The organism is Maribacter sp. Asnod2-G09 (genome assembly GCF_045063795.1).
Taxonomy (GTDB): Bacteria; Bacteroidota; Bacteroidia; order Flavobacteriales; family Flavobacteriaceae; genus Maribacter.
This window is the reverse complement of sequence record NZ_JBEFOA010000002.1, coordinates 296,243-321,871: the sequence shown is the minus strand read 5'-3', so window position 1 is coordinate 321,871 and position 25,629 is coordinate 296,243. Positions and strand designations below refer to the sequence as shown.

The following is a 25,629-nucleotide window of genomic DNA, read 5'->3' as shown; positions in this document are numbered from 1 at the left end:
ACTAGTTTTTTGTTTATTCAAAACAAATTTTAAAAAATTTTCATCAAGCTTGTAATCTTATTTTCTCTTTTTGCTTTATTAGCCTACGTTCCAGCGTACTACATGCAGAGTCTACAGCCTCTTCAAATGATTTACATTGTTTTTTAACCACAAATTTATCTTTAGGAACCGTAATCTTAATTTCAACTATTTTATTTTCTTTAGCACTAGTATTCTCCACTTTCATAAAAACATCTGAGCTAATTACCTTAGAATAAAAGGTTTCCACCTTATCAAGTCTATTTTGAAGGAAATTAATCAACTTATCATCTGCATTAAAATTTACCGATTGCGTATTTACTTTCATAGTCAGAAAATTTATGGCTTTAAGAATTTAGCCTGATTATACAATAATTATTTGTTGCCCCTAGGGTGCGCCTTTGCATGAACTTTTTTCAACTCTGCAATACTGTTATGTGTATACACCTGAGTAGATGCCAAACTAGAATGACCTAACAACTCTTTAACAGCATTTAAATCTGCACCTTTATTCAAAAGATGCGTTGCAAAGGTATGCCTAAGAATATGCGGACTCGTCTTCACCTTTGAGGACACCTCTCTAAAGTACTTTTTTATTAATCTATAAACAAGAGTTTCATACAATTTATTGCCTGATTTCGTCAAGAACATAAATTTATCGTCGATCACCTCATTAAGTCTTTTACGATCTAACAAATATTCTATAAATTTTTCTCTGGTTTCTGCTAGCATAGGTATAATCCTTTCTTTATTGCGCTTACCCAAGACTTTTATTGTCATTGTTTCAAAATCTACATCTGTCAATTTCAAAGCAATAACCTCTGCCCTGCGCATACCCGTAACATAAAGAACATGTATTAACAACTCATCTCTTACACCCTCAAAATCTTCTGTATATTCTATTTGCGATAGCACATTTTCCATCTCTACTTCAGAAAAAGGTATTTCAACTTTCTTCGCAGTCTTCAATGCCCTATGCTTACTCAACGGATTAACGTCAGTTATCTCAATTTTTTGCAGAAATTTGAAATAAGCTTTTAACGAAGATATTTTTCTATTAATAGATCTATTATTGATTTTTCTTTCTGATAAATCAACAATCCAAAATCGAACAATGTTATATTCTACAATATCAATATCACCGATTTCATAATTAGATAAGCAGAAACCACTAAATTCAAGAATATCATTCTCGTACGCCTTTATAGTATGCGTAGAATAATTTTTCTCTAAAGCTAAATAAGAAACAAACTCTGTTAAAAACATATTCTAAAGGTATCAAAGTTTTAGGTCTGTTGAGATTTGAGCAAAAAAAATCCCGCAAATTGCGGGATTTTCTATTCTCTATTAAAAAGTCTAAACTTCTTCTTGATCTCTAAGACCTTGAATATATTCTGCTTTTTGTATCTGTGCTCTTCGAACAACCGACGGCTTATTGAACTGTTGACGCTTACGTAACTGTCTCATTGTACCTGTCTTATCGAACTTACGTTTGAAACGCTTTAAAGCTCTATCGATGTTTTCTCCTTCTTTTACTGGTATTATTAACATGGGCTAAACCTCCTCTCTTTTGTGATTAAGGCTGCAAATATAAGAACTATATTGAAACAGGCAACCTTTAAACTGATTTTTAAAATTTTAATTTAGCCAGCTACACTGTAGCCGGCTTATATTCTTTCTTATCAATAATAATTTTAGAAATTATTTCTCTTAATATTTCTGATGTTCCACCACCAATAGGTCCTAATCTGCTATCTCTAAAGTTACGTGCCATCGGGTAATCTTCAATATAACCGTAGCCACCTAAAAACTGCAAACATTCGTAAGCAACCTCGTCTGCAACCTTGGTAGATTTCAATTTAGATATCGTCGCCTCTTTAACCACATACTGCCCCTTATCTAAACGATAAGCTACAGAGTAATTATATTCTTTACACATGTCTATATCTGCGTGAAGATCTACGACTCTGTGCCTTAATGCTTGAAATTGATTGATAGACTTACCAAAAGCCTCTCTTTCTGACATATAATTTAAAGCATAGTCTAAAACATGTTCTGACCTTGCATGGGCATTAACACCCATTATCAATCGTTCTAATGAAAAATGCTCCATTATATAAGAAAAGCCCATGTTTTCATCACCCATTAGATTCTCTGCAGGAATTTTCACATTATCAAATGCCAACTCAGCAGTATCTGATGCTCTCCAACCTAGTTTATTCAATTTATTTGCAGTCACCCCTGCACTATTTCTATCTACCGCGAAAATACTGATGCCCTTATTACCTAATTCCGGACTTGTCTTTGCCGCTACAATCATATAATCAGCATAAACACCGTTAGTAATAAATGTTTTTGAACCGTTTAACACATAATGATCACCTTGCTTTACAGCAGTGGTTCTCATCGCAGCAACATCGCTACCTCCAAAAGGTTCTGATATACAAAGACAACCAATTTTATCACCGTCTACACTAGGCCGTAAGTACTTCTCCTTTAAGAAAGACCCCGCTTCTTTATTTAAATGTGTCATTGCCAAATATGCATGAGCCCACATTGCAGCTGCAAAACCGCCAGAATTTATCTTTTGTAATTCTTCTAAAAAAATAATAGTATAAAAAAGATCAAGACCAAGACCACCATCTTCTTCAGGAGTTAAAAGACCGAAATAACCCATATCACCGAATTTCTTCCAAATGAACCTTTCTATTGTTCCGGTTTCTTCCCATTTATCTATATGGGGAACTACTTCTTTCTGTAAAAAATCTTTTAGGCTGTTCCTAAATAATTGATGTTCTTCTGTGAAGTACATACTTTGCATAGCGTTTTTTTTATAATGACAAATATAAAGCAATTCTATTAATACGCTCTGCCGGAAATTCCTCAATTTTTACTAATTCGTTCAAAGAATTGATACTTCCGTTGAGATTACGATAATTTACTATGCTCTCAGCGACGTGTTTTTGCAGATATATCAATTTAGACAATTCTTCTGCCGTTGCGGTATTTACATTTATTTTTGCAATATCTGGCTTCGTTATCACTTTAAACTGCTTTAAAGCTCTTTCAACGACATCTGCCTCAAGACCATAAACATCATATAATTGGTCATCAATTAAAAAACCACCCAAGCGGTCTCTAAATTTTATTATTCTAGCTGATAACTTCTCCCCTATTCCACTAATATTTTTTAAATCTTCTGCCGTGGCTGTATTCAAATCTTTCCAAATAACTTTCTTAGCCTTAGAACTAGAGGTTGATGCGTTGGAAGTTTTACTTTTTCTATTTTGAGTCCACTCTGGAAACTTAAAATATGGAGAGATTGTGTTAAGTAACGAGTCGGAAACTTTTGTGACATTTTGAAATTCTAGTGCAGAATTAACAAACTCATCTTTCTTTCTAAAGTCATGTAATCTATCTATTTCTTCAACCGACATACCAAGTGTATAGCCCTTAAAATCGGTAATGAAATTCGGATTAAATGGATACACACGAATTGTATCCTTTTTAAGACCAATAGCTTTTAAGGAATCTATTTCAGCTTGTACAACCGCATCATGCTTTAATGGTGAAGATTGATTTTCTGTATTAGATTGATACAGATAATACCCCAACTGAACACTAATTATAAAAAATAATAAAAAGAAAATCCCACTTCGTTCTTGTTTATTGAACTTGAAGTGGGATTTAAATGAAGTCATATTAAAACTTAATTATCTATAGCATCATATTTTAGTTTGATAGCATCTAAGTATCTAGTCAATTGCTTTTTCACAACTGGGAACAAGAAGAACAGACCTACCATATTAGGGAATACCATTGCAAATATCATTGCATCTGAGAAATCCCAAATAGATTTCATACTTGCGGCTGCTCCAATAACAATAAACGTAAGAAACAACAACTTATAAACGATATCAGCAGTTTTACCTCTTCCGAATAAATATTTCCAAGACTGTAAGCCATAATAAGACCAAGATATCATTGTAGACACTGCAAATAACACAACAGCGATAGTTAAAAATACATTTGAATAAGGAATATATTCAGCAAAAGCTACAGCAGTAATACCTGCACCTTCGTAAGGCACACCATCAATTAACACAGAACCAGAACCATCACCACCATAAGTGAATGCGCCACCAAAATTAAAGATTATAATAACTATTGCTGTCATTGAACAGATAACTACTGTATCAATAAACGGCTCTAATAATGCTACCAAACCTTCAGAAGCAGAATACTTGGTTCTTACGGCAGAGTGCGCAATTGAAGCAGAACCTGCACCAGCTTCATTTGAAAATGCCGCTCTCTTAAAACCTACCAACAATACACCAATAAGACTACCTACCCCTATTGCAGTTGGCTTAAATGCTTCATCTACAATTAAGGCTATAGCGTCATCAACCAATGTATAGTTACTTAAAATAATATATAAACAAGCAACAACATACATTATCGCCATAAATGGAACCACTTTTTCAGTTACTTGAGCAATACGCTTTATACCTCCAATAATAATTACACCAACAAGAATAGCCAACACAAGACCTACTATTGCGCCGGCTGCAGTACTTTGCCAGTTAAAAAGTTCTTTTATAACAATTGTCGCTTGGTTAGACTGAGCTGCGTTACCACCGCCAAAAGAACCTCCAATACAAAAAATCGCAAAAATTACAGCTGCAACTTTACCTAGGGTTTTAAAACCTCTTTCTTTAAGACCTTTACTTATGTAGTACATAGGACCGCCATAAACAGTACCATCTTCACCTACATCTCTATACTGAACCCCTAAGGTACATTCAACAAATTTTGTTGACATACCAAGAAGACCACAAACAATCATCCAAAAAGTAGCTCCTGGTCCACCAAGTGCAATTGCCAATGCAACACCTGCTATGTTACCATTACCTACCGTACCCGAAACCGCTGTTGCCAACGCCTGAAAGTGACTTACCTCACCATCTGAACTTTCATCTCTAATAGTATCAATGATATCACCACTTACCGCAAGGTCATTTTCCATGCTTACAAGATGGTCTTCAATATCAACATTTGATAAATCTTGACCTTGAGCTATACCATCTTCACCGTACAAATTTTGTGCTCCATGTTTTTCAATATCCTCATATTTACCTCGAACAGTATTAATGGCTTTACCAAAAAACCTAATATTAGGAAAACCAAAATATATAGTGAAAAATAAAGCACTACCTACTAATAACACCAATACAAACGGTATATCTGGATCGTGCCAAACATTGAAGAAAATAACTGCTGAGAAGAAATCTGAAATAGGCTTGAAGGCTTGATCTATTTGTTGATCTAATCCTACTTCTTGAGAAAAAATTAAAAAGGGAAATAAAAAGGTAAACAGGGTTAGAAGTTTATACTTCATAAGTTTAAAATTTATTTTGAATTAGTTAGTTAGTCTAGCAATATCCTAAAAATAATGGATGCAATCAAATATAAACGACAGAAAGATCATTATTCGATATTGAACATTTCGTTCAATTTCTTTATTTGTTCAGGTCTGCCTAATACTATGACCTTACTTTTAGGCTGTAGTTTCATATCTGCTTCTGGGTTTATGGTATAGTCACCATCAGGGGAAATATAACCTATAATCGTACACCCTGTTTTTCTTCGTAAATCTAAATCTCTCAACGAATTACAGTCTATCTGATTGGCAAAATCTTCAATAGCCACTTCTTCTAAATTGGTCGTATGCTCCCCCTCCATAGAAAGCTTATCCATAAATGTGATAAGGTCTGGCATAACTACCAAAGATGCCATATGATCACCTCCAATTTTATCTGGCATAATAACTTTATTCGCACCTGCCAAGATTAATTTTTTCTGAGAATTGACTAATGACGCCCTACTAATGATAAAAAGATTTTTTTTCATTTGTCTAGCAGACAAAACGACAAACAAATTTGCAGCATCATCTGGCAAGGTGGCGATTAAATACTTAGACCTCTCAATACCAGCTTCCAATAACACATCATCATCATTTGCATCACCTTCTATAAATAAAACATCGTCTTCATATCGCTCTATTACCTCCTTATCTTTTTCTATAACCACAAATGGTCTTTTATATGCTTTTAGCCGCTCTGCTGCCTGCATACCATTTCGACCAAAGCCACAAACGATTACATGCTGATTTAAATTTGCGATGGCATTCTTCATTTTTTTCTTTTTTAGCAGTTCTACTGAATTTCTTGAGAGTAGGTATTCGGTAACGATTGATATAGCGAAACCAACTATAAAGACACTTGTAACAATAAGAATTATTGTAAATATCTTACCTTCAGGTCCCATTGGCCTAACCTCTGAAAAACCTACAGTGGTTACGGTAATTATGGTCATATAAAAAGCATCGACCCAAGAATAGTCGGCAACAATTCTATAACCGAGCACACCAAAAGTCAAAACCATTAGCATTAACGCCAATGCCAAATAAATTTTAGACCGAAATAATTGCATCATATATTACAAATCAAAAACAGAATTTCGTTTCGTATAAATCAAATCTTTTATTCTTAGCCAGAAAGCCAAAAATAAGTAAAGCGCGAACCCGAAGCCTACAGTTACAAAAGTGAGATAAATAAACGATGTTCTTACTACTCTAGCACGTATACCTAATCGTTCGGCAATTCTACCACAAACCTCATACCCTCGCTTTTGAAAATAGTGCAGTAATTTATAGAATACGTTCATGGGGTATAAAATTAGACTTTTATATTCATTAAAGAAGCTCCTACAACACAATCTAAACATTTGTCTTTTGCGCAATAATTTGTATACAGCTGTAGATATGTTTGAGAATCTTTTGCACTTTTAATAGCTGTTCCCAATTTACCAAAGTTAGCTATAATACTGTTTTCTTCTTTTTTAATTTCTGACATCATTTTTAGAAACTTCTCGTTCTCTAAACCACCTTTATATCGGCTGTACGCAAACTTCAACGGAATTATAGTATTTATCATTAAAAGGTCTAAAAATGAATTTGATATTCCCTTTTTGCTCTTTTTTGAAATTTTACCAAAATTAAAATGGGTTTCCCAATAGTCACTTGTTCCCGATTTTAAAACTTCAGAAAAATTAGGGGCATCATTTTCTATCAACACATGAAATAAATTATTGTTTTTAGAATAAATAGCGCTTAATTGAGCTAATCTAATGGTAGGGAAATTTGGTGGTCTCAACCTAAAAAACTCTGGAGACTTGTATGCCGGAGTCAAATTAAACTTATGTTGTAAAAACTGATACTCCTTTATTAACTCACTATAATACGTATCGCCTTCAATAGCCGCGCTAAGTAAATTTGCCTGCCCTAAAAACAAGCTTTCCATTTGAAGTGGCTTATCATTTAATTTTCTAATTATAGAAAAATCAATTGATTTACCGATTTCAACAAATGCATCTCTATTTATTTTTGATCCAAAAGTTTTTAAAAGCATTAAGAACAAGACTTGCTCCCAGTCATTATTCGTATAATCTAATAACTCTTTAATAAAGACAGATTTCTGCTCTAACCGTTCTACAAACAAACGATCCAACCAATAGTTCTTTATAAATTCATCTACCTTATTAAACTCGTTTTCACAATTAATGAATTTGTAATTCTTACTATCAAAAAGGTTTTGATAATTATTTAGCAACGCTAAGGGTATATATTCTTTTAAAGATAAAGTAGGTATTTCACTCCCGTCTTTTCTATATACGGCGATATCATCTTGCCAAACAACATGCAAAATTACATTGTCATAATTAGTATCATCTTGATGATGATGCGCGTACCAGTCTGAAGATTTTATATGAATCTCTACATTACCAGCCCACAATTGCCCATTTAACGCTATTTGAGCATTGAAGAAATCTGGTCCACTTAAATGATTATGCATACCTGTCTTAACCACACGCACAGCTTCACCAGATGTAGATATGAGTCCATTAACAGGATACTTTCTATACTTCCAAATAAAATGAAGCAAATCTTCCTTCATTTTATAAAAATAAAAAACCCGCCGTTAAGCGGGTCTATTTTCTGAAAGAAATAAAATTATGCTGTCTCTCCTTCCCAATTCATAAACCCACCTTGAAGGTTAAATGCATTGTCAAAACCTAAGCTATTCATTATCGTACATGCCTGCCCGCTTCTTGCGCCAGACCTGCAATACACATAATAATTTTTTGTCTTGTCAAGTTTCTCTAGTGCTTCAACAAACTCTTGACCTTTATAAATATCAATATTTATAGAATTCGGAATTATACCTTCTTCTACTTCTTCTTCTGTTCTTACATCGAGAATTACTGCATTCGAATCTTTTTCTAATTGCGCCTCCCAATCTTGTTGTGATAAATCTGCCATAGTATAAATTATATACCGTAAAAATAATCGATTTTTATTTATCTGATTCTCTTATATGTTTTTAACAAATATTTAATTAACTCAGTCATTGAAAACATAAAAATAGATCTACATTTGTATATACAATTATTGTATCGACATGAATGTAGAAGAAGTTATTAAAACAAATCAAAGCATGCCGTTGCCAAAACGGACATTAATACATATGGCATTGGTTGCAAATAAAATTGACGAAGAAATAGCATCGGTACTTAAACCTTTTGACATTTCAATTCAACAGTTTAATGTTTTAAGAATTTTAAGAGGTCAGAACGGTAAACTTGCTAATCTTTCTACTATAAATGAGCGCATGGTTACTAAAATGAGTAACACTACTCGTTTGGTCGATAAATTAATTTTAAAGGGTTTTGTCAATAGAACTGTTTGCTTAAAAAACAGAAGAAAGGTTGAAATAGTAATCACCGAAGGTGGTTTAAATATACTAACTGAAATTGATGGAATACTTTTTGAAGCAGAGAAGAGCATACTTAAAAACTTTGCCGAAGCCGAATTACATGAACTCAATGAACTATTAAATAAATTTTAAGTTTTACCAATGAATTCAATATTAGAAAAATTAAACTGGCGTTATGCCACAAAAAAATTCGATAGCTCTAAAAAAGTGAGTAAAGAGAATTTAGAAACCTTATTAGACGCTGCAAGACTAACAGCTTCTTCTTACGGTTTACAGCCTTATGAAATTTATGTAATTGAAGATGCAGATACCAGAACAAAGTTAAGAGCTGCCTCATATGACCAATCTCAAATAACAGATGCATCATATGTTATTGTTTTAGCCAATAAGCCTACTTTTGGTGATACTATGATTGATGATTACATTAATAACATCATGAAAATTAGAGGACTATCTAAAGAAGATCTTGAAGGGTTTTCGCAAACTATGAAATCTACGCTGTTAGATCTACCTGATGCTTACAAGAACACTTGGACATCTAACCAAGCTTATATCGTATTAGGTAATTTAATGACTATAGCCGCCGAAATGGAAATCGACACCTGCCCAATGGAAGGTTTCGACAAAGCACAGTACAATGAAATTTTAGGTCTTACCGACAAAGGCTTAAATGCGGCAGTAGTTTTAGCTGTTGGCTATAGATCCGCTGAAGATGACACCCAAAATCACGCTAAGGTTCGATATTCTAAAGAACAAATTATTACACATATATAAATTAAACACAATCATTTAAAATTAGAAACATGAAAAAATCATTATTAAGTTTAGCATTTGTAGCCGTTTTCGGATTTAGCGCTACAGCCTCTACTCCAATTGACGGAGAGAAAAAAGAAATTAACGTAAGCGAGAGTACCGTTACTTGGAAAGGTTACAAAGTTACCGGAGCACACAATGGTAGCATCAACCTAAAATCTGGACATTTAGAAATGAGTGGAAAAAAATTAACTGGCGGTGAATTTGTTGTTGACATGACTTCAATTACCGTTAGTGATTTAGAAGCAGGACAAGGAAAAGAAAAATTAGAAGGTCACTTACAGTCTGCTGATTTCTTTGGCGTTGAAAGCAACCCAACTTCTAAATTGGTTTTCACCTCTGTTAAAGCTATGAACGACAACTCATACACTGTTACCGGAGATTTAACTATTAAAGGTATCACCAAGCCAGTAACCTTAGTAGTTTCTATGTTTGAAAATAAAGCTACTGCTACTGTAAAAGTTGATAGAACTAAATTTGATATTAAATATGGTTCAGGAAGCTTTTTTGACAACCTTGGCGATAAGGCAATCTATGATGATTTTGATTTGGTAGTAGACTTAGCACTATAATCGTTTTAAAACAATCGAATTACAACAATTTAAAATCCCTTTGATAAATTTCAAAGGGATTTTTATTTTTGACTAGGTAAAGTTTGATAGTTTAAATTTCCTTTTTATATTTGATGCTCAATGAAAAATTTAATCGCAAATACTTGGTGGTGGAACAACTTACGAAAAACATCGTGAGCAAAGCATCATTGTAGTAAAACTATATAAAGGCTTGTCATCACGACAAGCCTTCTTTATTTTATAAAAGTACCTATGACCTATCAATTTAAGACATATCATAAAAAAATTCTTGCCGATACCATGACGCCGGTAAGCGTTTATTTGAAAATAAGAGACCGCTTTCCTAATAGTATTTTATTAGAGAGTAGTGACTATCACGCGAATAACAATAGCTTTTCGTACATCTGCTGCAACCCAATTGCATCTATTAAAGTGGAGAATGAAATTATTACGAAGCAGTTTCCCGATGGTGCTGTTGAAGAGACTCAAATTACGGAAGATACTAATGTTGTTGAAATTATTGATACGTTTAGCAAAACGTTCAAGGCAGATACTAACGACTTTAAATTTATAAATAATGGTCTGTTCGGTTATATGGCTTACGATGCCGTTCGGTATTTTGAAGATGTAGATATATCGGTTAAAGATGACTCGATTCATATACCAGATATTTACTATGCCGTGTATCAAAATATCATTGCTATAAATCATTATAAGAATGAAGCCTACTTATTTGCGCACTGTTATAACACAGAGAATAATATTCCAGAATTGGAACAGCTTTTAAGTATTAGAAATTTTGCTACATATAATTTTAAAATAGAAGGTGATAGAGAATCTAACCTAGAAGATGCAGAATATAGAGAACATGTAGATTTAGCAAAAAAGCACTGTCAACGTGGCGATGTTTTTCAGTTGGTATTGAGCCGTCGTTTTTCTCAAGGTTTTAAAGGTGATGAGTTTAATGTTTATAGAGCGTTACGTTCTGTAAATCCTTCACCATATTTGTTCTATTTCGATTATGGAGATTTTAAGATATTTGGTAGTTCACCAGAAGCACAACTGATTGTTAGCGATGGTAAAGCAGAAATTCACCCCATTGCTGGTACTTTTAAAAGAACCGGAAACGATGAACAAGATGCACAACTTGCTAAAGAGTTAAAGACAGACGATAAAGAAAATAGTGAGCATGTAATGTTAGTCGATCTTGCACGTAACGACCTTAGTAGAAATGGTAGCGTAGTACAGGTAGAAAACTATAGAGAAGTACAGTTTTTCTCTCATGTAATTCACTTAGTTTCAAAGGTTACCGGAATGAAGAAAAGCGATATACCTACCATGAAAGTAGTAGCTGATACTTTTCCTGCCGGTACATTAAGTGGCGCGCCAAAACATATGGCAATGCAACTTATTGAAAAATATGAAAAAACGAGTCGTGGGTATTATGGTGGCGCTATAGGTTTCATGGATTTCTCAGGAAACTTCAACCATGCCATCATGATCAGAACATTTTTAAGTAAAAATCATAAACTACATTATCAGGCTGGCGCCGGATTGGTAGCTGCATCAAACCCAGAAAGCGAACTACAAGAAACATATAACAAACTAGGGGCTTTGACCAAGGCATTAGAAATAGCTGAAGAAATATAAAAAGCCTCCCCAACCCCTCCAAAGGAGGGGCTTTAAAATGATATTATGAGTAAAAATATAAAAATTGAAGAGCAACAAAATTCCTCCCCTTTGGGGAGGCTAGGTGGGGCTACCGTTTTAGTTATAGATAATTACGATAGTTTCACTTATAACCTAGTGCATTATTTAGAGGAATTAGGTTGTGAGGTTATTGTAAAACGTAATGACCAACTTTCGCTAGAAGAGGTTGATGCTTTTGATAAAATTGTACTTTCTCCAGGTCCTGGTATTCCTGATGAAGCGGGATTATTAAAACAAATAATCGAAAAATACGCACCTACCAAAAGTATATTTGGTGTTTGTTTGGGGCAACAGGCTATTGCTGAAGTTTTTGGTGGCTCGCTAATTAATTTAGATGAAGTGTATCACGGTATTGCCACTAAAATAAAAATCATAAAGAAGGATGTGATTTTTGAAGGCATACCTCAAGAGATTGAAGTAGGTAGATACCATTCTTGGGTGGTAAATCCTGATTTGCCAGAAGTTTTAGAAGCTACTTCTTTAGATGAAAACGGACAAATCATGTCGCTACGTCATAAAACTTATGATGTTCGCGCGGTACAATTTCACCCAGAATCCGTGCTTACTCCAGAAGGAAAAAAGATGTTAGAAAATTGGTTGAAGGCTTAAGCTTAATTACCATATAATAAGCATTAAGATTTTACTTAATACAACTAAGAGAATGAAAGAGACACTTAATAAACTTATAAATCACGAAATACTTTCCAAAGAAGATGCGAAACGCATTTTGGTAAATATTGCGAAAGGTGATTACAACACAAGTCAGATTGCTGCTTTTTTAACAGTATATATGATGCGTAGTATTACTATTGAAGAACTTGAAGGATTTAGAGATGCATTGTTAGATTTATGTTTGGCAGTAGATTTATCTGCCTATAACCCTATTGATCTTTGCGGTACTGGTGGTGATGGAAAAGATACTTTTAATATTTCTACTCTTGCCTCTTTTGTTACAGCAGGTGCAGGAGTAAAAGTTACTAAGCATGGTAATTACGGAGTATCTTCTAAATGTGGTAGTAGTAATGTGATGGAATTTCTAGGGATAAAATTCAGTAACGACGCTGGCTTCCTAGAAAAATGTATCGATGAAGCAGGTATTTGTGTATTGCACGCTCCCCTATTTCACCCAGCCATGAAAAATGTGGCTCCTATTCGTAAAGATTTAGGGGTAAAAACGTTCTTTAACATGTTAGGCCCTATGGTGAATCCTGCTTTTCCTAAGAATCAAATGGTTGGTGTTTTCAACTTAGAGCTTGCCCGTATGTACGGATACCTCTATCAGAAAACCGATAAGAATTTTACTGTTCTACATGCTTTAGATGGTTATGATGAAATTTCTTTAACCGGAAGCACTAAAACTATTTCTAACTATACTGAAAGCATGCTAAAACCATCTGATTTTGGTGTGAAACAAATTAAGCAAAGTGATATTGTAGGTGGAGATTCTATTGATACTTCTGCCCAAATTTTCCTTAATGTTTTACAAGGCAGAGGTACCGAGCCACAAAACAATGTTGTGTGTGCTAATGCTGGTATTGCAATTGCGACAGTAAATAACCTAACACCTTTAGAAGGTTTTGAAAAAGCCAAGGAGTCTTTGTTAGGCGGACACGGGTTAGCTGCTTTGAAGAAGATACAAGAGTTGAGTAAAAATTAAAAATAAGTGCCCCCTAGCCCCCAAAGGGGGAATATTAAAAAAACTAAAAAGGACAAAAATGAGTTCTGAAAAAATAAATAAAGCAAAATCAAGTTCCTCCCCTTTAGGGAGGTCAGGTGGGGCTAATATTCTAGATAAAATAGTAGCCGATAAACGCAAAGAAGTTGAATTGAAAAAATCGATTATTCCGGTTTCTCAATATGAGACTTCTGTACTTTTCGAGAGAAAAACCAACTCTTTAACTCAAGCACTTAAAAATAGTGATACGGGTATTATAACTGAATTTAAACGTAGGTCTCCGTCCAAAGAAAGTATTAATCAAAATGCTAATATTGGTCAAGTTGCCAAAGGTTATGAGAATGCTGGAGTTTGCGGAATGAGCGTACTTACAGATATTAAATATTTTGGTGGTGCTATCGAAGATTTAATTTTAGCACGCGCATCGGTTAATCTTCCATTACTACGTAAAGAATTTATCATTAGCGAATATCAAATAATCGAAGCCAAAGCATATGGTGCAGATGTTATTTTACTTATCGCAGCAATTCTAACAAAGCAAGAAATTAAGACCTATTCTGAACTGGCTAAAAGCTTAGGTTTAGATGTTTTGTTAGAAGTCCATAACGAAGAAGAACTTCATAAATCTATTATGCCCAGTCTAGATATGCTAGGTGTAAACAATAGAAATCTAAAGACTTTTGAAGTTAGTTTAGATACTAGTAAATCTTTATCAAAATTGATACCAGATGATTTTGTAAAAGTCTCTGAAAGCGGAATTAGTTCTATTGATGCCATCAAAGAATTAAAACCTTATGGTTATGAAGGTTTTTTAATTGGTGAGAATTTTATGAAGACAGATAACCCTGGGAAAAGTGCCATTCAATTCATCAAAAGCTTGAAAAACTAATGAAACTGAAAATTTGTGGAATGAAACTGAATACGACTAAAGTTGCGCAATTGCGACCAGACTATTTGGGCTTTATTTTCTGGGAACCCTCTTCTAGATTTTTTGAAGGTGAGATCCCCGAACTTCCGCATACGATTAATAAAGTGGGCGTTTTTGTTGATGCAGAGTTAGATTATATCATTAATACAGTTCAGAAATATCAATTACAAGGACTGCAATTGCACGGGCATGAAACTCCAGATTATTGTACTAAAATTGCAGCTGAATTAAAGAAATTGAATCATAAAGTCGACATTATAAAAGTATTCTCCATTAAAGAGGAATTCGACTTTGATGTTTTGACGCCGTATGAAAATGTGTGCGACTATTACCTTTTTGATACTAAAGGAAAATTACCTGGTGGTAATGGATATACATTCGACTGGTCTGTTTTAAAAAATTACCCCTCTACCAAACCTTATTTTTTAAGTGGAGGTATTGGTCTAAATAATCTGGATAAGATTAATGAGTTTATGAAAACACCTGAGTCTAAATACTGCTTTGCCATTGATGTAAATAGCAGCTTTGAAATAGAACCAGGTTTAAAAAATATTGAAGAATTAAGTGAGTTTAAAAAAGTATTAAGTATAAAGTAAAGCGTTTATTACATTTTAATTTACCCAATAAACAAATTACTTAGATCTATAATAAAAGATGCAAAAGGAAGACAAAAAAAATTCCCCCTTTGGGGGCATAGGGGGCTTTAGTGCTGACGAAAAAGGATACTACGGTGAATTTGGTGGTGCCTTTATACCCGAAATGTTGTACCCAAACGTTGAGGAACTACGACAAAACTATATAAAACTGATGTATGAAGATTCTTTTCAAAAAGAGTTCAATCAGCTTTTAAAAGATTATGTTGGTAGACCTTCTCCCCTATATTTTGCTAAACGTCTTTCTGAAAAGCACGGTTGTAAAATTTATTTAAAAAGAGAAGACTTAAACCATACTGGTGCCCACAAGATCAATAATACTATCGGTCAAATTCTTATGGCCCAAAAATTGGGTAAAACTAGAATTATCGCCGAAACTGGTGCTGGTCAACATGGTGTTGCTACCGCTACCGTTTGTGCTTTAATGGGTATGGAATGTATCGTTTACATGGGTGAAATTGATATTGCCCGTCAAGCTCCTAATGTTGCCCGTATGAAAATGCTTGGCGCAGAAGTAAGACCGGCAAAATCTGGTAGTAGAACATTAAAAGATGCCACAAACGAGGCTATTAGAGATTGGATTAATAATCCTGTAGATACACATTACATTATTGGTTCTGCAATTGGTCCGCACCCTTACCCTGATATGGTTACTCGCTTTCAGTCTGTAATTTCCGAAGAGATAAAATGGCAACTAAAAGAACATGAAGGGCGAGAAAACCCGGATTATGTGGTGGCTTGTATTGGTGGTGGTAGTAATGCCGCTGGTACTTATTATCATTTCTTAGACCAACCTGAAGTTGGCATTATTGCCGTTGAAGCTGCTGGTAAAGGAGTAAATTCTGGCGAAAGTGCCGCAACATCTGCACTTGGTAAAGTAGGTATTATTCATGGTTGTAAAACCATGTTGATGCAAACTTCTGACGGTCAAATTACCGAACCGTACTCCATTTCTGCAGGATTAGATTATCCTGGCGTCGGACCTATGCATTCGCATCTTTACAAATCTGGACGTGCTGAATTTTATTCGGCTACCGATGACGAGGCTATGGCGGCAGGTTTAGAATTATCGCAATTAGAAGGTATTATACCTGCTATTGAAACGGGACACGCATTTGCAATTTTTGAACATAAAAAATTCAAGAAAGATGATGTCGTCGTTATCAGTCTTTCTGGTCGTGGAGATAAAGATTTGAATACATATATTGATTATTTTAAGCTAGCATAATACTATTATGAGCAATAGAATTACAACAAGATTACAAGAAGATAAAAAGCTTCTTTCTATATATTTTACGGCTGGTTACCCTGCATTGAACGATACGGTTCAAATCATTCAAGATTTGGAAAAGAACGGTGTAGATATGATTGAAATAGGATTACCATTTAGTGACCCTCTTGCTGACGGACCAACAATTCAAGAAAGCTCTACTGCTGCATTGAAAAATGGAATGACTACCGAAATACTTTTTAATCAAATTAAAGATATTCGTAAAACGGTTGCTATTCCTTTAATTATCATGGGATATTTTAACCCGATGTTGCAATATGGAGTTGAGGCTTTCTGTAAAAAATGCCAAGAAATCGGTATTGACGGACTCATTTTACCTGATCTTCCGCTTGATGTGTATCAGGATGAGTATGAGGCTATTTTTAAGAAATACGGACTCATAAATGTTTTTCTAATTACACCACAAACTAGTGATGTACGTATTCGGCAAATTGACAATGCTTCTAACGGATTCATCTATATGGTGAGTTCTGCTAGTGTAACTGGTTCAAAATCGGGCTTTGGTCAAGAACAAGAAAGTTATTTTGAACGTATTGCCGCAATGAATTTAAAGAACCCGCAAATAGTAGGTTTCGGTATAAAAGATGAAGAAACATTTCAACAAGCTACTAAAACCACCAAAGGCGCAATTATTGGTTCAGCGTTCATTAAGCATTTGACCGCTAATGGGATTGATAAAACCGCTGAGTTCACAAAACTAATACGTTAATTTGAAAGAGTTCATAAACAACTGGAAACTAATTATTCTACTATGCCTTACCTTAGGTTTAGCACCATTTTTTCCTGAACCTCATATTTGGGGTAAACTAAAATGGATTTTTGGCGGAGCAAAGGGAATGGTCTTCATGGATTGGTTTGATGTTGTGTTACATGGATTTCCGTTTATACTTTTAATCCGTGTTATTATTATAAAAGTATTCAGCTCACAAGCCCGCAAATAAAATAAGTCTTAGTATTTGAAATAATAAAAAAGGTTGCCCAAAACGGGCAACCTTTTTATCTTCTTATCTTCTCCTTAAAATATACTTAACCAGCTGACCTAGCCTAGCTAACATAAATAGCACCCAAGTAATAATTGTAACTTTTAAGTTGTTTGATTTTTATATAGAAAACCTTAACAACTACCACTATCTAAATAGAGCTCAAATCCCCGCATTTTGCTTACATTTAAAGAATATATTCACGAGAACAAACATGAAAAAATTATTTACGTTTCTACTATTCTTATCTCTTTACTCTGGCTACTCCCAGGACTCTATTTTAATAAAATCTAAAGTTGCCAATGCTATTGTAGAATTAAGAGAATTTGTTGCCATACCAAATGATGCCTTAAACGCAGATGATATAGATTCTAACCTTTTTTGGCTTAGAAAAAAATTCACTGAAAGAGGTTTTAATAGCACCATTTTAGAGACAGAAGGTTTACCACTTTTCTTTGCTGCCCTACCAATGGATGACAATAAACCTACCATCTTATTTTACATGCATTTAGATGGTCAATCTGTTGATGCTAAAAAATGGGACCAACCTGATCCTTACAAAGTAGTACTGAAATCTAAAACCGATGATGGCTGGAAAAAGGAAGTATTTTCAGATTTAGAAGATGATATTAATTATGACTGGCGACTTTTTGGACGATCAACATCTGATGATAAAGGACCTATTGTTATGTTCTTAAATGCCATTGATGCTCTTAAAAAAGACAATATTGAAATACCTTATAACGTAAAGGTCATTTTAGATAGCGAGGAAGAAAAAAGTAGTGCACCCTTACCGCAAGCTGTGCGTACTTACAAAGATTTACTTAAAGCTGACTTCTTAGTCATCAATGATGGTCCGGTGCATGTTTCTGGTAAACCGACCGTTGTTTATGGTTGTAGAGGTATCACTACGTTGTCAATCACTACTCACGGACCAATAAAACCTCAGCACAGTGGGCACTACGGTAATTACGCTCCTAACCCTGGTTTTCAATTAGCACAACTTTTAGCTACTATGAAAGATGCTGATGGTCGTGTTTTAATAAAAGGATATTATGACGGAATAACTTTGGATGAAGCTACATTAGAAATATTAAAAAGTGTACCAGATAATATCGAAGAGATCAATAAAAATTTAGCGATTTCTACTCCTGAAAAAGTAGGTAGCTTTTACCAAGAAGCTTTACAATATCCTTCTTTGAATATTCGCGGATTAGGTTCTGGATGGATCGGTGATCAAGCGAGAACTATTTTACCGGCTACAGCCACTGCAGAATTAGACTTAAGGCTAGTACCAGAATCTGATGGTACCAGACTTAAAAAATTAGTAAAAGAGCATATTAAAAATCAAGGCTTTCATGTAATGAGTACCGAACCTACTATGGATGACAGACTAAAATATGACAAAATAGTTACCATTAAAGAAGGTACGGTTACAGATGCTTTTCGTACAGATTTGAATAATCCGTTTGGGAATAGCATTGTAAAAACTATGGAAACTAAATTCGGAGAAAAACCTGTTCAAATAAGAATCATGGGTGGTACGGTTCCAATTTCTCCGTTTATCAATGAATTGAAAATTCCGGCATTTATTGTACCAATGGTCAACGCAGATAATAATCAACATAGCCCCAACGAGAATTTAAAAATTGGACAAATTGCTTATGGTATCGAAACATTTTATGCGCTATTAAGTTCTAAAATGTAATATTCTGCTACATTGGAAATTATTTACAGTCTTTTATATAAATGCCGATTCTTCTGCCCTCAACCAGCAAAATTATCGGCATAATAATTGAATTAAGACTATTATGATATTTAAAAAGCAACTTTGGTTATTCCTATTTTCTATTTTCATATTAACTACAAGTTTTAAAGTAGACCATTCTATAGTAACTGCTTACAATACTTACTCATCAGAGCGAATGCCGACAATGGTTGAAATGTTACAACACGGCGAACATTATACCATTCAAATTACTTCTATTGGTTGTTTTCATGGCAAGCGCCAAACGATTACCGTTTTAAACAAAGAAGGTATTTTAACTGCAAGCTTAAATAACAAAAGAAAAATTCTATCTCCATCCGATGTTAATGAGCTTATTCATTTTGAACTTCAACTGAGAGAAATTCCATTAGGTGGTTGCACAACCATAGATACTTATCGTATCAGTAATGATTACGAAACTTTTACAACTAGCGATGGCACTTGCAGCTGGCAAGGGTATAAATCACTACTTGCCATTTTTTAGAAGGATTAGCCACAAAAGCAAACATCTTACTAATAGTCAACACATTACCGCGACACCTTTCAAAATAGAGAATTCTCCACAAATATCACGAAAGTATCACAAGAGTTATCACAATAAGTTGATATTCTTGTGATTACATTGTTATATGAATTTTATTCATTTGCCTGTAACCAAAAAAACAGAACATATGAAAAATTACAACTTTTTATCAATTTTAATGCTCTTGCTAGTTATGGCAAGTTGCTCAGATGACGATAATGCTGTCTCTAATGTAATCATACCTGCATCGGGTGACATTGCTGGCGGACCCTTTACTTTTTGTGTTGACGGCATACCTGATATGGTAAATAGCATTGCCCTAAACAGCGAAAGCGCTGCAGGTAGCATGAGTACATGGGTAATTACTGATGACCAAAATAACATTCTTGGTCTTCCACCAACTTTAGATGCTGTATACGGAGTCGATTTTGACGCCGCAGGAGCGGGCACTTGCTTTATTTGGTATCTACGTTATGAAGAAGGGCTTACCGGACTAGAAATGGGTTTGAACACCAATGGTTTTGAAGGCTCTTTTGATTTATCGAATTCCATCGAGGTGCAAAGAAATGAAACTATAGCAGGTGTACTTTCTGGCGGACCTTATGAATTCACCGTAGATGGCACGGCCGATTTCGTTACCGATATTTCTTTAAATAACGATGATGCCCTAGGTAGCAATAGCACTTTTGTAATTACTGATGATCAATTGAATATTCTTGGATTACCGCCTACATTAGATGCTGTTAAAGAAGTTGATTTTGACATGGCTGGAGCCGGAGTTTGTCTTATCTGGTATTTACGATATGAAGATGGTTTACTTGGTGCTGAAGCTGGTATGAACGCTGGTGAACTTGAAGGTTGCTTTAGCTTATCTAACGCTATTCAAGTTACTCGCTTAGATGCCGCAAATGCAGGAACAATTTCTGGCGGACCTTTTAATTTTTGTGTTGACGGTGAAGTAGACAATGTTTATGGAATTACTTTAGATAGCTCAGAATCCAATGGAAGTAATAGCAGCTGGGTAATTACTGATGATCAAGGAAAAATACTTGGATTACCACCTACTCTTGATGCAGTAGAAGGAGTGAATTTTGATGGCGCCGGTGCCGGTACATGTTTAATTTGGTATTTGCGATATGAAGGGGAATTGAGTGGACTAGCGGTTGATATGAACGCAAATGACCTACAGGGTAATTTTAATTTATCTAATTCAATTGAAGTAGTTAGAAGCAAAACAGAAGCAGGCGTTTTAACTGGTGGACCATATAAATTGTATGTTGATGGTGAAGCTGACCATGTAACTGATATTATGTTAGATGCCTCTGAAGCTTCAGGAACAAATAGTACATGGGTTATTACCGATGAAGATTTAAATATCCTTGGACTTCCACCAACATTAGATGCTGTTAAAGGTGTAAACTTTGATGCTGCCGGTGTTGGTACTTGTTTAATCTGGTATTTGAGATATGAAGATGGTTTAGAAGGTGCTACCATGGGTAATAATGCCGCAGACTTAAATGGATGCTTTGATTTGTCTAACCCTATTGAAGTTCAAAGAGTACAGGGCGTAAACGCAGGTAGCTTAGAAGGTGGTCCGTTTAGCTTTTGTGTTGACGGTAAAGTAGACAATGTTTATGGTATTACAGTAGATAATTCTAATGCTTCGGGTACTCAAAACACTTGGGTAATTACCGATGACCAAGGAAAAATATTAGGTCTACCTCCTACTCTTGATGCTGTAGAAGGTGTTAATTTTGATGGAGCAGGAGCAGGAACTTGCCTAATATGGTATGCACGTTACGAAGGTGAAATTACAGGACTTGAGGTAGATATGAATGCAAATAACGTTACAGGGAATTTTGCTTTATCTAATCCGTTGACGGTAGTAAGAACTAAGCCAGAAGCAGGAATGATAACTGGCGGTCCGTTTGAATTTATTGTCGATGATACGGCTGATTTCGTTACTGGTATTACTTTAACCAACGAAAATGCGTCAGGAGCTAATAGCTCTTGGATAATTACAGATGAATCTGGTAAAATACTTGGATTACCACCAACTTTAGCAGATGTAAAAGCTGTAGATTTTAACGCTGCCGGTGAAGGAACTTGTTTTATCTATTACATTAGATACGAAGATGGATTAACAGGTATGGAACCTGGCTGGACATTTGATGAGTTCAATGGCTGTTTTGATATTTCAAACAATATAAAAGTGGTTCGCAAGGTTCATTAATTTAAAACGAATTCAATAAAAAAAGGCTCTGTAATTAAATTTACAGAGCCTTTTTAAATTTTACTAAAAAATATTATGCCGAGTTTCTACTAGCATTAATATTACCATATAAAGATCGTGTTACAATTTTCTCATATAACTCTTTATACTCCGTTCCCTCACCTATTCTTTGAAGTGCATATTGTTGTATAACCAATAACGGTAAAACAATATTCTCTCTAATCTTAATAGACTCTCTAGAAATTGCCTCTTTTTGCATTAAAATTTCCATTCCTGATAATTTCAATAGCATGGTTTTAGAAAGCTGGTATTCTGCCAGTAAAATCTCCCAGAATGTCCCGTATTCCTCATTCTCTTTCATATAACTGGTCAATTCAAAATAACATTTAGAAAGACTCATCATACTATTCATCATTAAAGCTTGAAAGAATGGTACTTCATTGTAAAGCTTCTGTGCTTCAGCAAATCTTCCGCTGTCTTCTAAGTTTTTTAAAGCTGTACCAATACCATAATAGCCTGGTACGTTTTGCTTTAATTGGCTCCAAGAACCTACAAAAGAAATGGCACGTAAATCTGACAATTCTAACTTAGCTTTATTACCTCTTTTACCTGGTCTACTACCAATATTAGCTTTTGTATAATACTTAAGCGTACTCATATTTTCTAAATATGGCATAAACTTATCATGATGCTTTAAGTCATCATACTTTTTAAAACTCATTTCAGATAATTCTTCTATCAGTTCTCTATCTGAATCTGATATAACAATTTCCTTTTCAAGTATTGTATTTGACAAACCTGCTGTCAATAACTGCTCACTGTTATAAATAAACTGTTCTTTTGTACCATAGGTACTAGTAATGGTCTGCCCTTGAATGGTCAATTGAATTTCGTTATTCGCAACTTTATTTGTCTGTGCTGCATAAAAACGATGTGTTTTACCACCACCTCTTGCTGGTGGTCCACCTCTACCGTCAAAGAAAATAGCTGCTATTCCATGCTCGTCACACACTTCTGAAAGTTCTTCTTTAGTTTTTAAAATAGACCAATTCGCTTTTAAGTAACCACCATCTTTTGTGCCATCAGAAAAACCGAGCATTATAGTTTGCTTATCGTTTCTATTTTTAACGTGAGCTTTATATTCTGGTAAATTGAATAAAAACTGCATTGTAGCCTGCGCATTATCCATACCGTTCATGGTTTCGAACAATGGTACGATATCAAAAGTAATATCTTTACCTGCCCAACCACACCATCTAAATAGTGCATAAACGAAAAGAATAGAGAATACATCTTCAGAATTACTAATGATGTATCTATTACAACCTTCTTCGCCATTCTTATCTTGTATAGTCTGTAGTTGAAGTATGTTCTTAACAGTATCTTTTACAATATCTTCTTCATAATCATCTGCTACCAAATTCAAATTTTCATGTAAAAGAATATCAATCAATTTTTCTTCAGATAATTCACTTAGGTCTTCTTTGATCAATCCGTTCTTTTTCAAGACCTCAACCATCACCTTAGTATGCATACTATGGTCTTGACGAATATCGATCGTTGCAAAGTGGACTTTAAAGATTTTCACCTTATCAATTAACAGCTCTAAATCTTTTAAATAAAGGCTCTGATATTTTTCAATAAGTATTAATCTGATTTCTTCTAAGGGTATAATTAAATCTTCATAACCAATATCTTTAGAACTATCGAACATAGCGGTATAAAGATTAGATCTTAGTTTTTGTAATGGCTCTTGTACATCTTTAAAGGTAAGCTTATGAACCAGCCCTTTAAGGTCGTTATAATAACACTTCATTAAAGTTAAACGAAGTTCGTTCATTACATCTCTAGTAATATCAGCTGTTACGAACGGATTACCATCACGGTCACCACCAGGCCAAAAACCTAATTTTACAATATCATGATTTTCAAATGCTTTTGACCCTACGCTACCTTTTATATATGCATACATATCGCCAATAGCATCATAGTATACATGTCTTAATGTATAAATAATATTTTTTGCCTCATCTAAAGGTGTAGGTTTCTTAGCGTTTATTAAAGATGTGAGTCCTAATTGTTGTAAGCCTACATCGATCTCATCTATTTTATCTTCTAAAATTAATGTTCTAAGGTTGGTAATGATATCTAAAACCGCAGGTGTATAGAATTGTGTTGGGTGTGCTGTCAGTACTATTCTAGCACTGAAATTACTCAGTTTATCCCAAATAGTATCCCATGAATTATTTTTCTCAACTAACTGAAAATAATCTTTCAATGACAAAGAACTAGAATGTTTCTGCAATTTCGGGAAGGCTGCATCTTCTACACTATCATAAAGTACTACCTGACGTTCTACGTATTGAATAATACGGAACATAAAGTCTAACTGTTCTTTTTCTGATTTTATTTCTACAAAGTTCTCAAAAAAGTTTTCTAGAATTTCTTTCGGATTAAGACCTTCGCTCAACCCCTTTTCAGATTGATTCAGCAATAACGGAATCAACATACCCACATTCTCAATATTCTTATAGGGTAGGTTTAAAAATAGACTGTTATAGACATTAAATTTATTTTGGACAGATTTCTTAAACTCTGCCAACCTTTCTTGTTGTTGCATATATTAAAAACTTTGGGCCATACCGTTATGGCAAACTTGCTAAAATTCGATTATAAATATCGCTAATCCAAGAGAATTTGGAGAATGATTTTTGTGAAATATCATATTCATAGAAGTATACCACAAAATAATGCATATTGACAACAAATATTCCAAAATACGTGATATGCTATCTATCTTTACAGTGTAAATAAGTAATAAAAATTTTTCATTTTCATATAGTGTTCTCGTAAAAGAGTCTTGTTTTAAAAGCAAGACTCTTTTTAGTTTCAAGAAGTTTTGAATATATCTTTTTGATCAGAAATAATCTTTATACTGTAGTACTCTAAAATCTACCGTATTAAATTCAGGATCTTGCAACTTCATCTTTTTATAAGCGTTAAGACTACCCACTGCCCTATTTGCAGCCCCAGAAGGTGCAATTAATGAAATTGTCTTAATAGTTTTATTGGTGATGGGATGTGTAAATTCATGAATTCTAGGCACCTCATCAGATATTTTGACTAACGACACCGAATACTCCTTTAAATGCTTCCTAAAAAAATATTCCGGACCATTTTTACTGTTTCCTCCTGTAAATAAAAGCGTATGTACTTTGGTATACTTTTCTAAATAACTCAATACATCTCTTAATTCAATATTTTGCATACCAATATCTGAAGCATCGACTTTCGTTCGTTCTGCGGATGCTACTATATCACATACTCCGATTTTTCTGCCTCTCAAAAATGCTTTTCGTTGTTCTATTGCTTCTAAAGTAGTTTCAAATACTAGTTCTAAATCAAAAATTTCATTTAGAATAGGCCATAATTGTCCGTCGCTACTGCCATAACAAAAATCAACATCACCTTTTTTCAACTCCCCTGTCGTAAAACGTGGCGGTGGTAAAGTACCAACAATTAGTTTTTCGGTAGTAAGGTCAATAAATGGTTCGTAAGGGTGCGTATGCTTAAATACGTATTGCATTAGTGATTTATTTTCATGAGTCTATTATACAGACAAATGATTTCT

General features: G+C 34.4%; 26 protein-coding genes. 14 read left to right on the top strand and 12 right to left on the bottom strand.

Annotation, left to right across the window (positions count from 1 at the left end; translation table 11 throughout):
- Positions 1-43 precede the first annotated feature (43 nt).
- From hpf to ACJJVT_RS01395, 10 genes are all read right to left on the bottom strand, one after another.
- Positions 44-346, bottom strand: coding sequence for a ribosome hibernation-promoting factor, HPF/YfiA family (hpf, locus tag ACJJVT_RS01440; RefSeq protein WP_405395847.1), 303 nt, complete (start codon positions 344-346; stop codon positions 44-46).
- 47 nt (positions 347-393) lie between these two features.
- A complete protein-coding gene (locus ACJJVT_RS01435) occupies positions 394-1,284 on the bottom strand; it encodes a tyrosine-type recombinase/integrase (protein WP_405395846.1) in 891 nt (296 codons plus the stop codon).
- A gap of 90 nt (positions 1,285-1,374) precedes the next feature.
- Positions 1,375-1,569, bottom strand: a complete 195-nt coding sequence (rpsU, locus tag ACJJVT_RS01430) for a 30S ribosomal protein S21 (RefSeq protein ID WP_036155953.1) — start codon at positions 1,567-1,569, stop codon at positions 1,375-1,377.
- Between the two features lie 100 nt (positions 1,570-1,669).
- Positions 1,670-2,839, bottom strand: a complete 1,170-nt coding sequence (locus ACJJVT_RS01425) for an acyl-CoA dehydrogenase family protein (RefSeq protein ID WP_405395845.1) — start codon at positions 2,837-2,839, stop codon at positions 1,670-1,672.
- A gap of 10 nt (positions 2,840-2,849) precedes the next feature.
- The gene (locus tag ACJJVT_RS01420) at positions 2,850-3,719 is read right to left on the bottom strand and encodes a ComEA family DNA-binding protein (protein ID WP_405395844.1); all 870 of its coding nucleotides are present in this window, start codon (positions 3,717-3,719) and stop codon (positions 2,850-2,852) included.
- 8 nt (positions 3,720-3,727) lie between these two features.
- Positions 3,728-5,416 carry an amino acid carrier protein gene (locus tag ACJJVT_RS01415; RefSeq protein WP_405395843.1) on the bottom strand — a complete coding sequence of 563 codons (1,689 nt, stop codon included), beginning with the start codon at positions 5,414-5,416 and terminating at the stop codon, positions 3,728-3,730.
- An 89-nt stretch (positions 5,417-5,505) separates the two neighbouring features.
- Positions 5,506-6,513, bottom strand: a complete 1,008-nt coding sequence (locus ACJJVT_RS01410; protein WP_405395842.1) for a potassium channel family protein — start codon at positions 6,511-6,513, stop codon at positions 5,506-5,508.
- 3 nt (positions 6,514-6,516) lie between these two features.
- A complete protein-coding gene (locus ACJJVT_RS01405) occupies positions 6,517-6,744 on the bottom strand; it encodes a PspC domain-containing protein (protein ID WP_073247339.1) in 228 nt (75 codons plus the stop codon).
- A gap of 11 nt (positions 6,745-6,755) precedes the next feature.
- Positions 6,756-8,033, bottom strand: coding sequence for a DUF2851 family protein (locus tag ACJJVT_RS01400; RefSeq protein ID WP_405395841.1), 1,278 nt, complete (start codon positions 8,031-8,033; stop codon positions 6,756-6,758).
- A gap of 56 nt (positions 8,034-8,089) precedes the next feature.
- Positions 8,090-8,398 (bottom strand): rhodanese-like domain-containing protein, encoded by a 309-nt coding sequence (locus tag ACJJVT_RS01395; protein ID WP_405395840.1) that lies wholly within the window; start codon positions 8,396-8,398, stop codon positions 8,090-8,092.
- A 139-nt stretch (positions 8,399-8,537) separates the two neighbouring features.
- Between ACJJVT_RS01395 and ACJJVT_RS01390 the strand changes: the two genes are divergently transcribed.
- The 14 genes from ACJJVT_RS01390 to ACJJVT_RS01325 all read left to right on the top strand — a co-directional run bounded on the left by ACJJVT_RS01390 (position 8,538) and on the right by ACJJVT_RS01325 (position 21,998).
- Positions 8,538-8,984 carry a MarR family winged helix-turn-helix transcriptional regulator gene (locus ACJJVT_RS01390; protein ID WP_405395839.1) on the top strand — a complete coding sequence of 149 codons (447 nt, stop codon included), beginning with the start codon at positions 8,538-8,540 and terminating at the stop codon, positions 8,982-8,984.
- A gap of 9 nt (positions 8,985-8,993) precedes the next feature.
- On the top strand, positions 8,994-9,626 hold the full coding sequence (locus ACJJVT_RS01385; protein WP_405395837.1) for an NAD(P)H-dependent oxidoreductase: 633 nt from the start codon (positions 8,994-8,996) through the stop codon (positions 9,624-9,626).
- 29 nt (positions 9,627-9,655) lie between these two features.
- Positions 9,656-10,237: a YceI family protein gene (locus tag ACJJVT_RS01380; protein WP_405395835.1), complete on the top strand. Its 582-nt coding sequence runs from the start codon at positions 9,656-9,658 to the stop codon at positions 10,235-10,237.
- A gap of 252 nt (positions 10,238-10,489) precedes the next feature.
- Complete coding sequence (locus ACJJVT_RS01375) at positions 10,490-11,887, top strand: anthranilate synthase component I family protein (protein WP_405395832.1); 1,398 nt, start codon at positions 10,490-10,492, stop codon at positions 11,885-11,887.
- 45 nt (positions 11,888-11,932) lie between these two features.
- Entirely contained in the window at positions 11,933-12,556 is a 624-nt protein-coding gene (locus tag ACJJVT_RS01370; protein ID WP_405395830.1) for an anthranilate synthase component II, read from the top strand.
- 52 nt (positions 12,557-12,608) lie between these two features.
- A complete protein-coding gene (trpD, locus tag ACJJVT_RS01365; protein WP_405395829.1) occupies positions 12,609-13,604 on the top strand; it encodes an anthranilate phosphoribosyltransferase in 996 nt (331 codons plus the stop codon).
- A 58-nt stretch (positions 13,605-13,662) separates the two neighbouring features.
- Positions 13,663-14,511: an indole-3-glycerol phosphate synthase TrpC gene (trpC, locus tag ACJJVT_RS01360; RefSeq protein WP_405395827.1), complete on the top strand. Its 849-nt coding sequence runs from the start codon at positions 13,663-13,665 to the stop codon at positions 14,509-14,511.
- Positions 14,511-15,146 (top strand): phosphoribosylanthranilate isomerase, encoded by a 636-nt coding sequence (locus tag ACJJVT_RS01355; protein ID WP_405395825.1) that lies wholly within the window; start codon positions 14,511-14,513, stop codon positions 15,144-15,146. Before trpC ends, ACJJVT_RS01355 begins: the two co-directional genes overlap by 1 nt.
- Before the next feature lie 58 nt (positions 15,147-15,204).
- Positions 15,205-16,431, top strand: coding sequence for a tryptophan synthase subunit beta (gene trpB, locus ACJJVT_RS01350; protein WP_405395823.1), 1,227 nt, complete (start codon positions 15,205-15,207; stop codon positions 16,429-16,431).
- A 7-nt stretch (positions 16,432-16,438) separates the two neighbouring features.
- Positions 16,439-17,203 carry a tryptophan synthase subunit alpha gene (gene trpA / locus ACJJVT_RS01345; protein WP_405395821.1) on the top strand — a complete coding sequence of 255 codons (765 nt, stop codon included), beginning with the start codon at positions 16,439-16,441 and terminating at the stop codon, positions 17,201-17,203.
- 1 nt (position 17,204) lies between these two features.
- Positions 17,205-17,435, top strand: a complete 231-nt coding sequence (locus ACJJVT_RS01340) for a hypothetical protein (protein ID WP_405395819.1) — start codon at positions 17,205-17,207, stop codon at positions 17,433-17,435.
- Between the two features lie 253 nt (positions 17,436-17,688).
- A complete protein-coding gene (locus ACJJVT_RS01335) occupies positions 17,689-19,182 on the top strand; it encodes a M20/M25/M40 family metallo-hydrolase (protein ID WP_405395817.1) in 1,494 nt (497 codons plus the stop codon).
- A 103-nt stretch (positions 19,183-19,285) separates the two neighbouring features.
- On the top strand, positions 19,286-19,726 hold the full coding sequence (locus ACJJVT_RS01330; RefSeq protein ID WP_405395814.1) for a hypothetical protein: 441 nt from the start codon (positions 19,286-19,288) through the stop codon (positions 19,724-19,726).
- 187 nt (positions 19,727-19,913) lie between these two features.
- Complete coding sequence (locus ACJJVT_RS01325; protein WP_405395812.1) at positions 19,914-21,998, top strand: hypothetical protein; 2,085 nt, start codon at positions 19,914-19,916, stop codon at positions 21,996-21,998.
- 73 nt (positions 21,999-22,071) lie between these two features.
- On the opposite strand, the gene ACJJVT_RS01320 is transcribed toward ACJJVT_RS01325, so the two are convergent.
- Positions 22,072-24,618 (bottom strand): phosphoenolpyruvate carboxylase, encoded by a 2,547-nt coding sequence (locus ACJJVT_RS01320; RefSeq protein ID WP_405395810.1) that lies wholly within the window; start codon positions 24,616-24,618, stop codon positions 22,072-22,074.
- A 297-nt stretch (positions 24,619-24,915) separates the two neighbouring features.
- Positions 24,916-25,584: a uracil-DNA glycosylase family protein gene (locus ACJJVT_RS01315; protein WP_405395808.1), complete on the bottom strand. Its 669-nt coding sequence runs from the start codon at positions 25,582-25,584 to the stop codon at positions 24,916-24,918.
- Between the last annotated feature and the right edge of the window lie 45 nt (positions 25,585-25,629).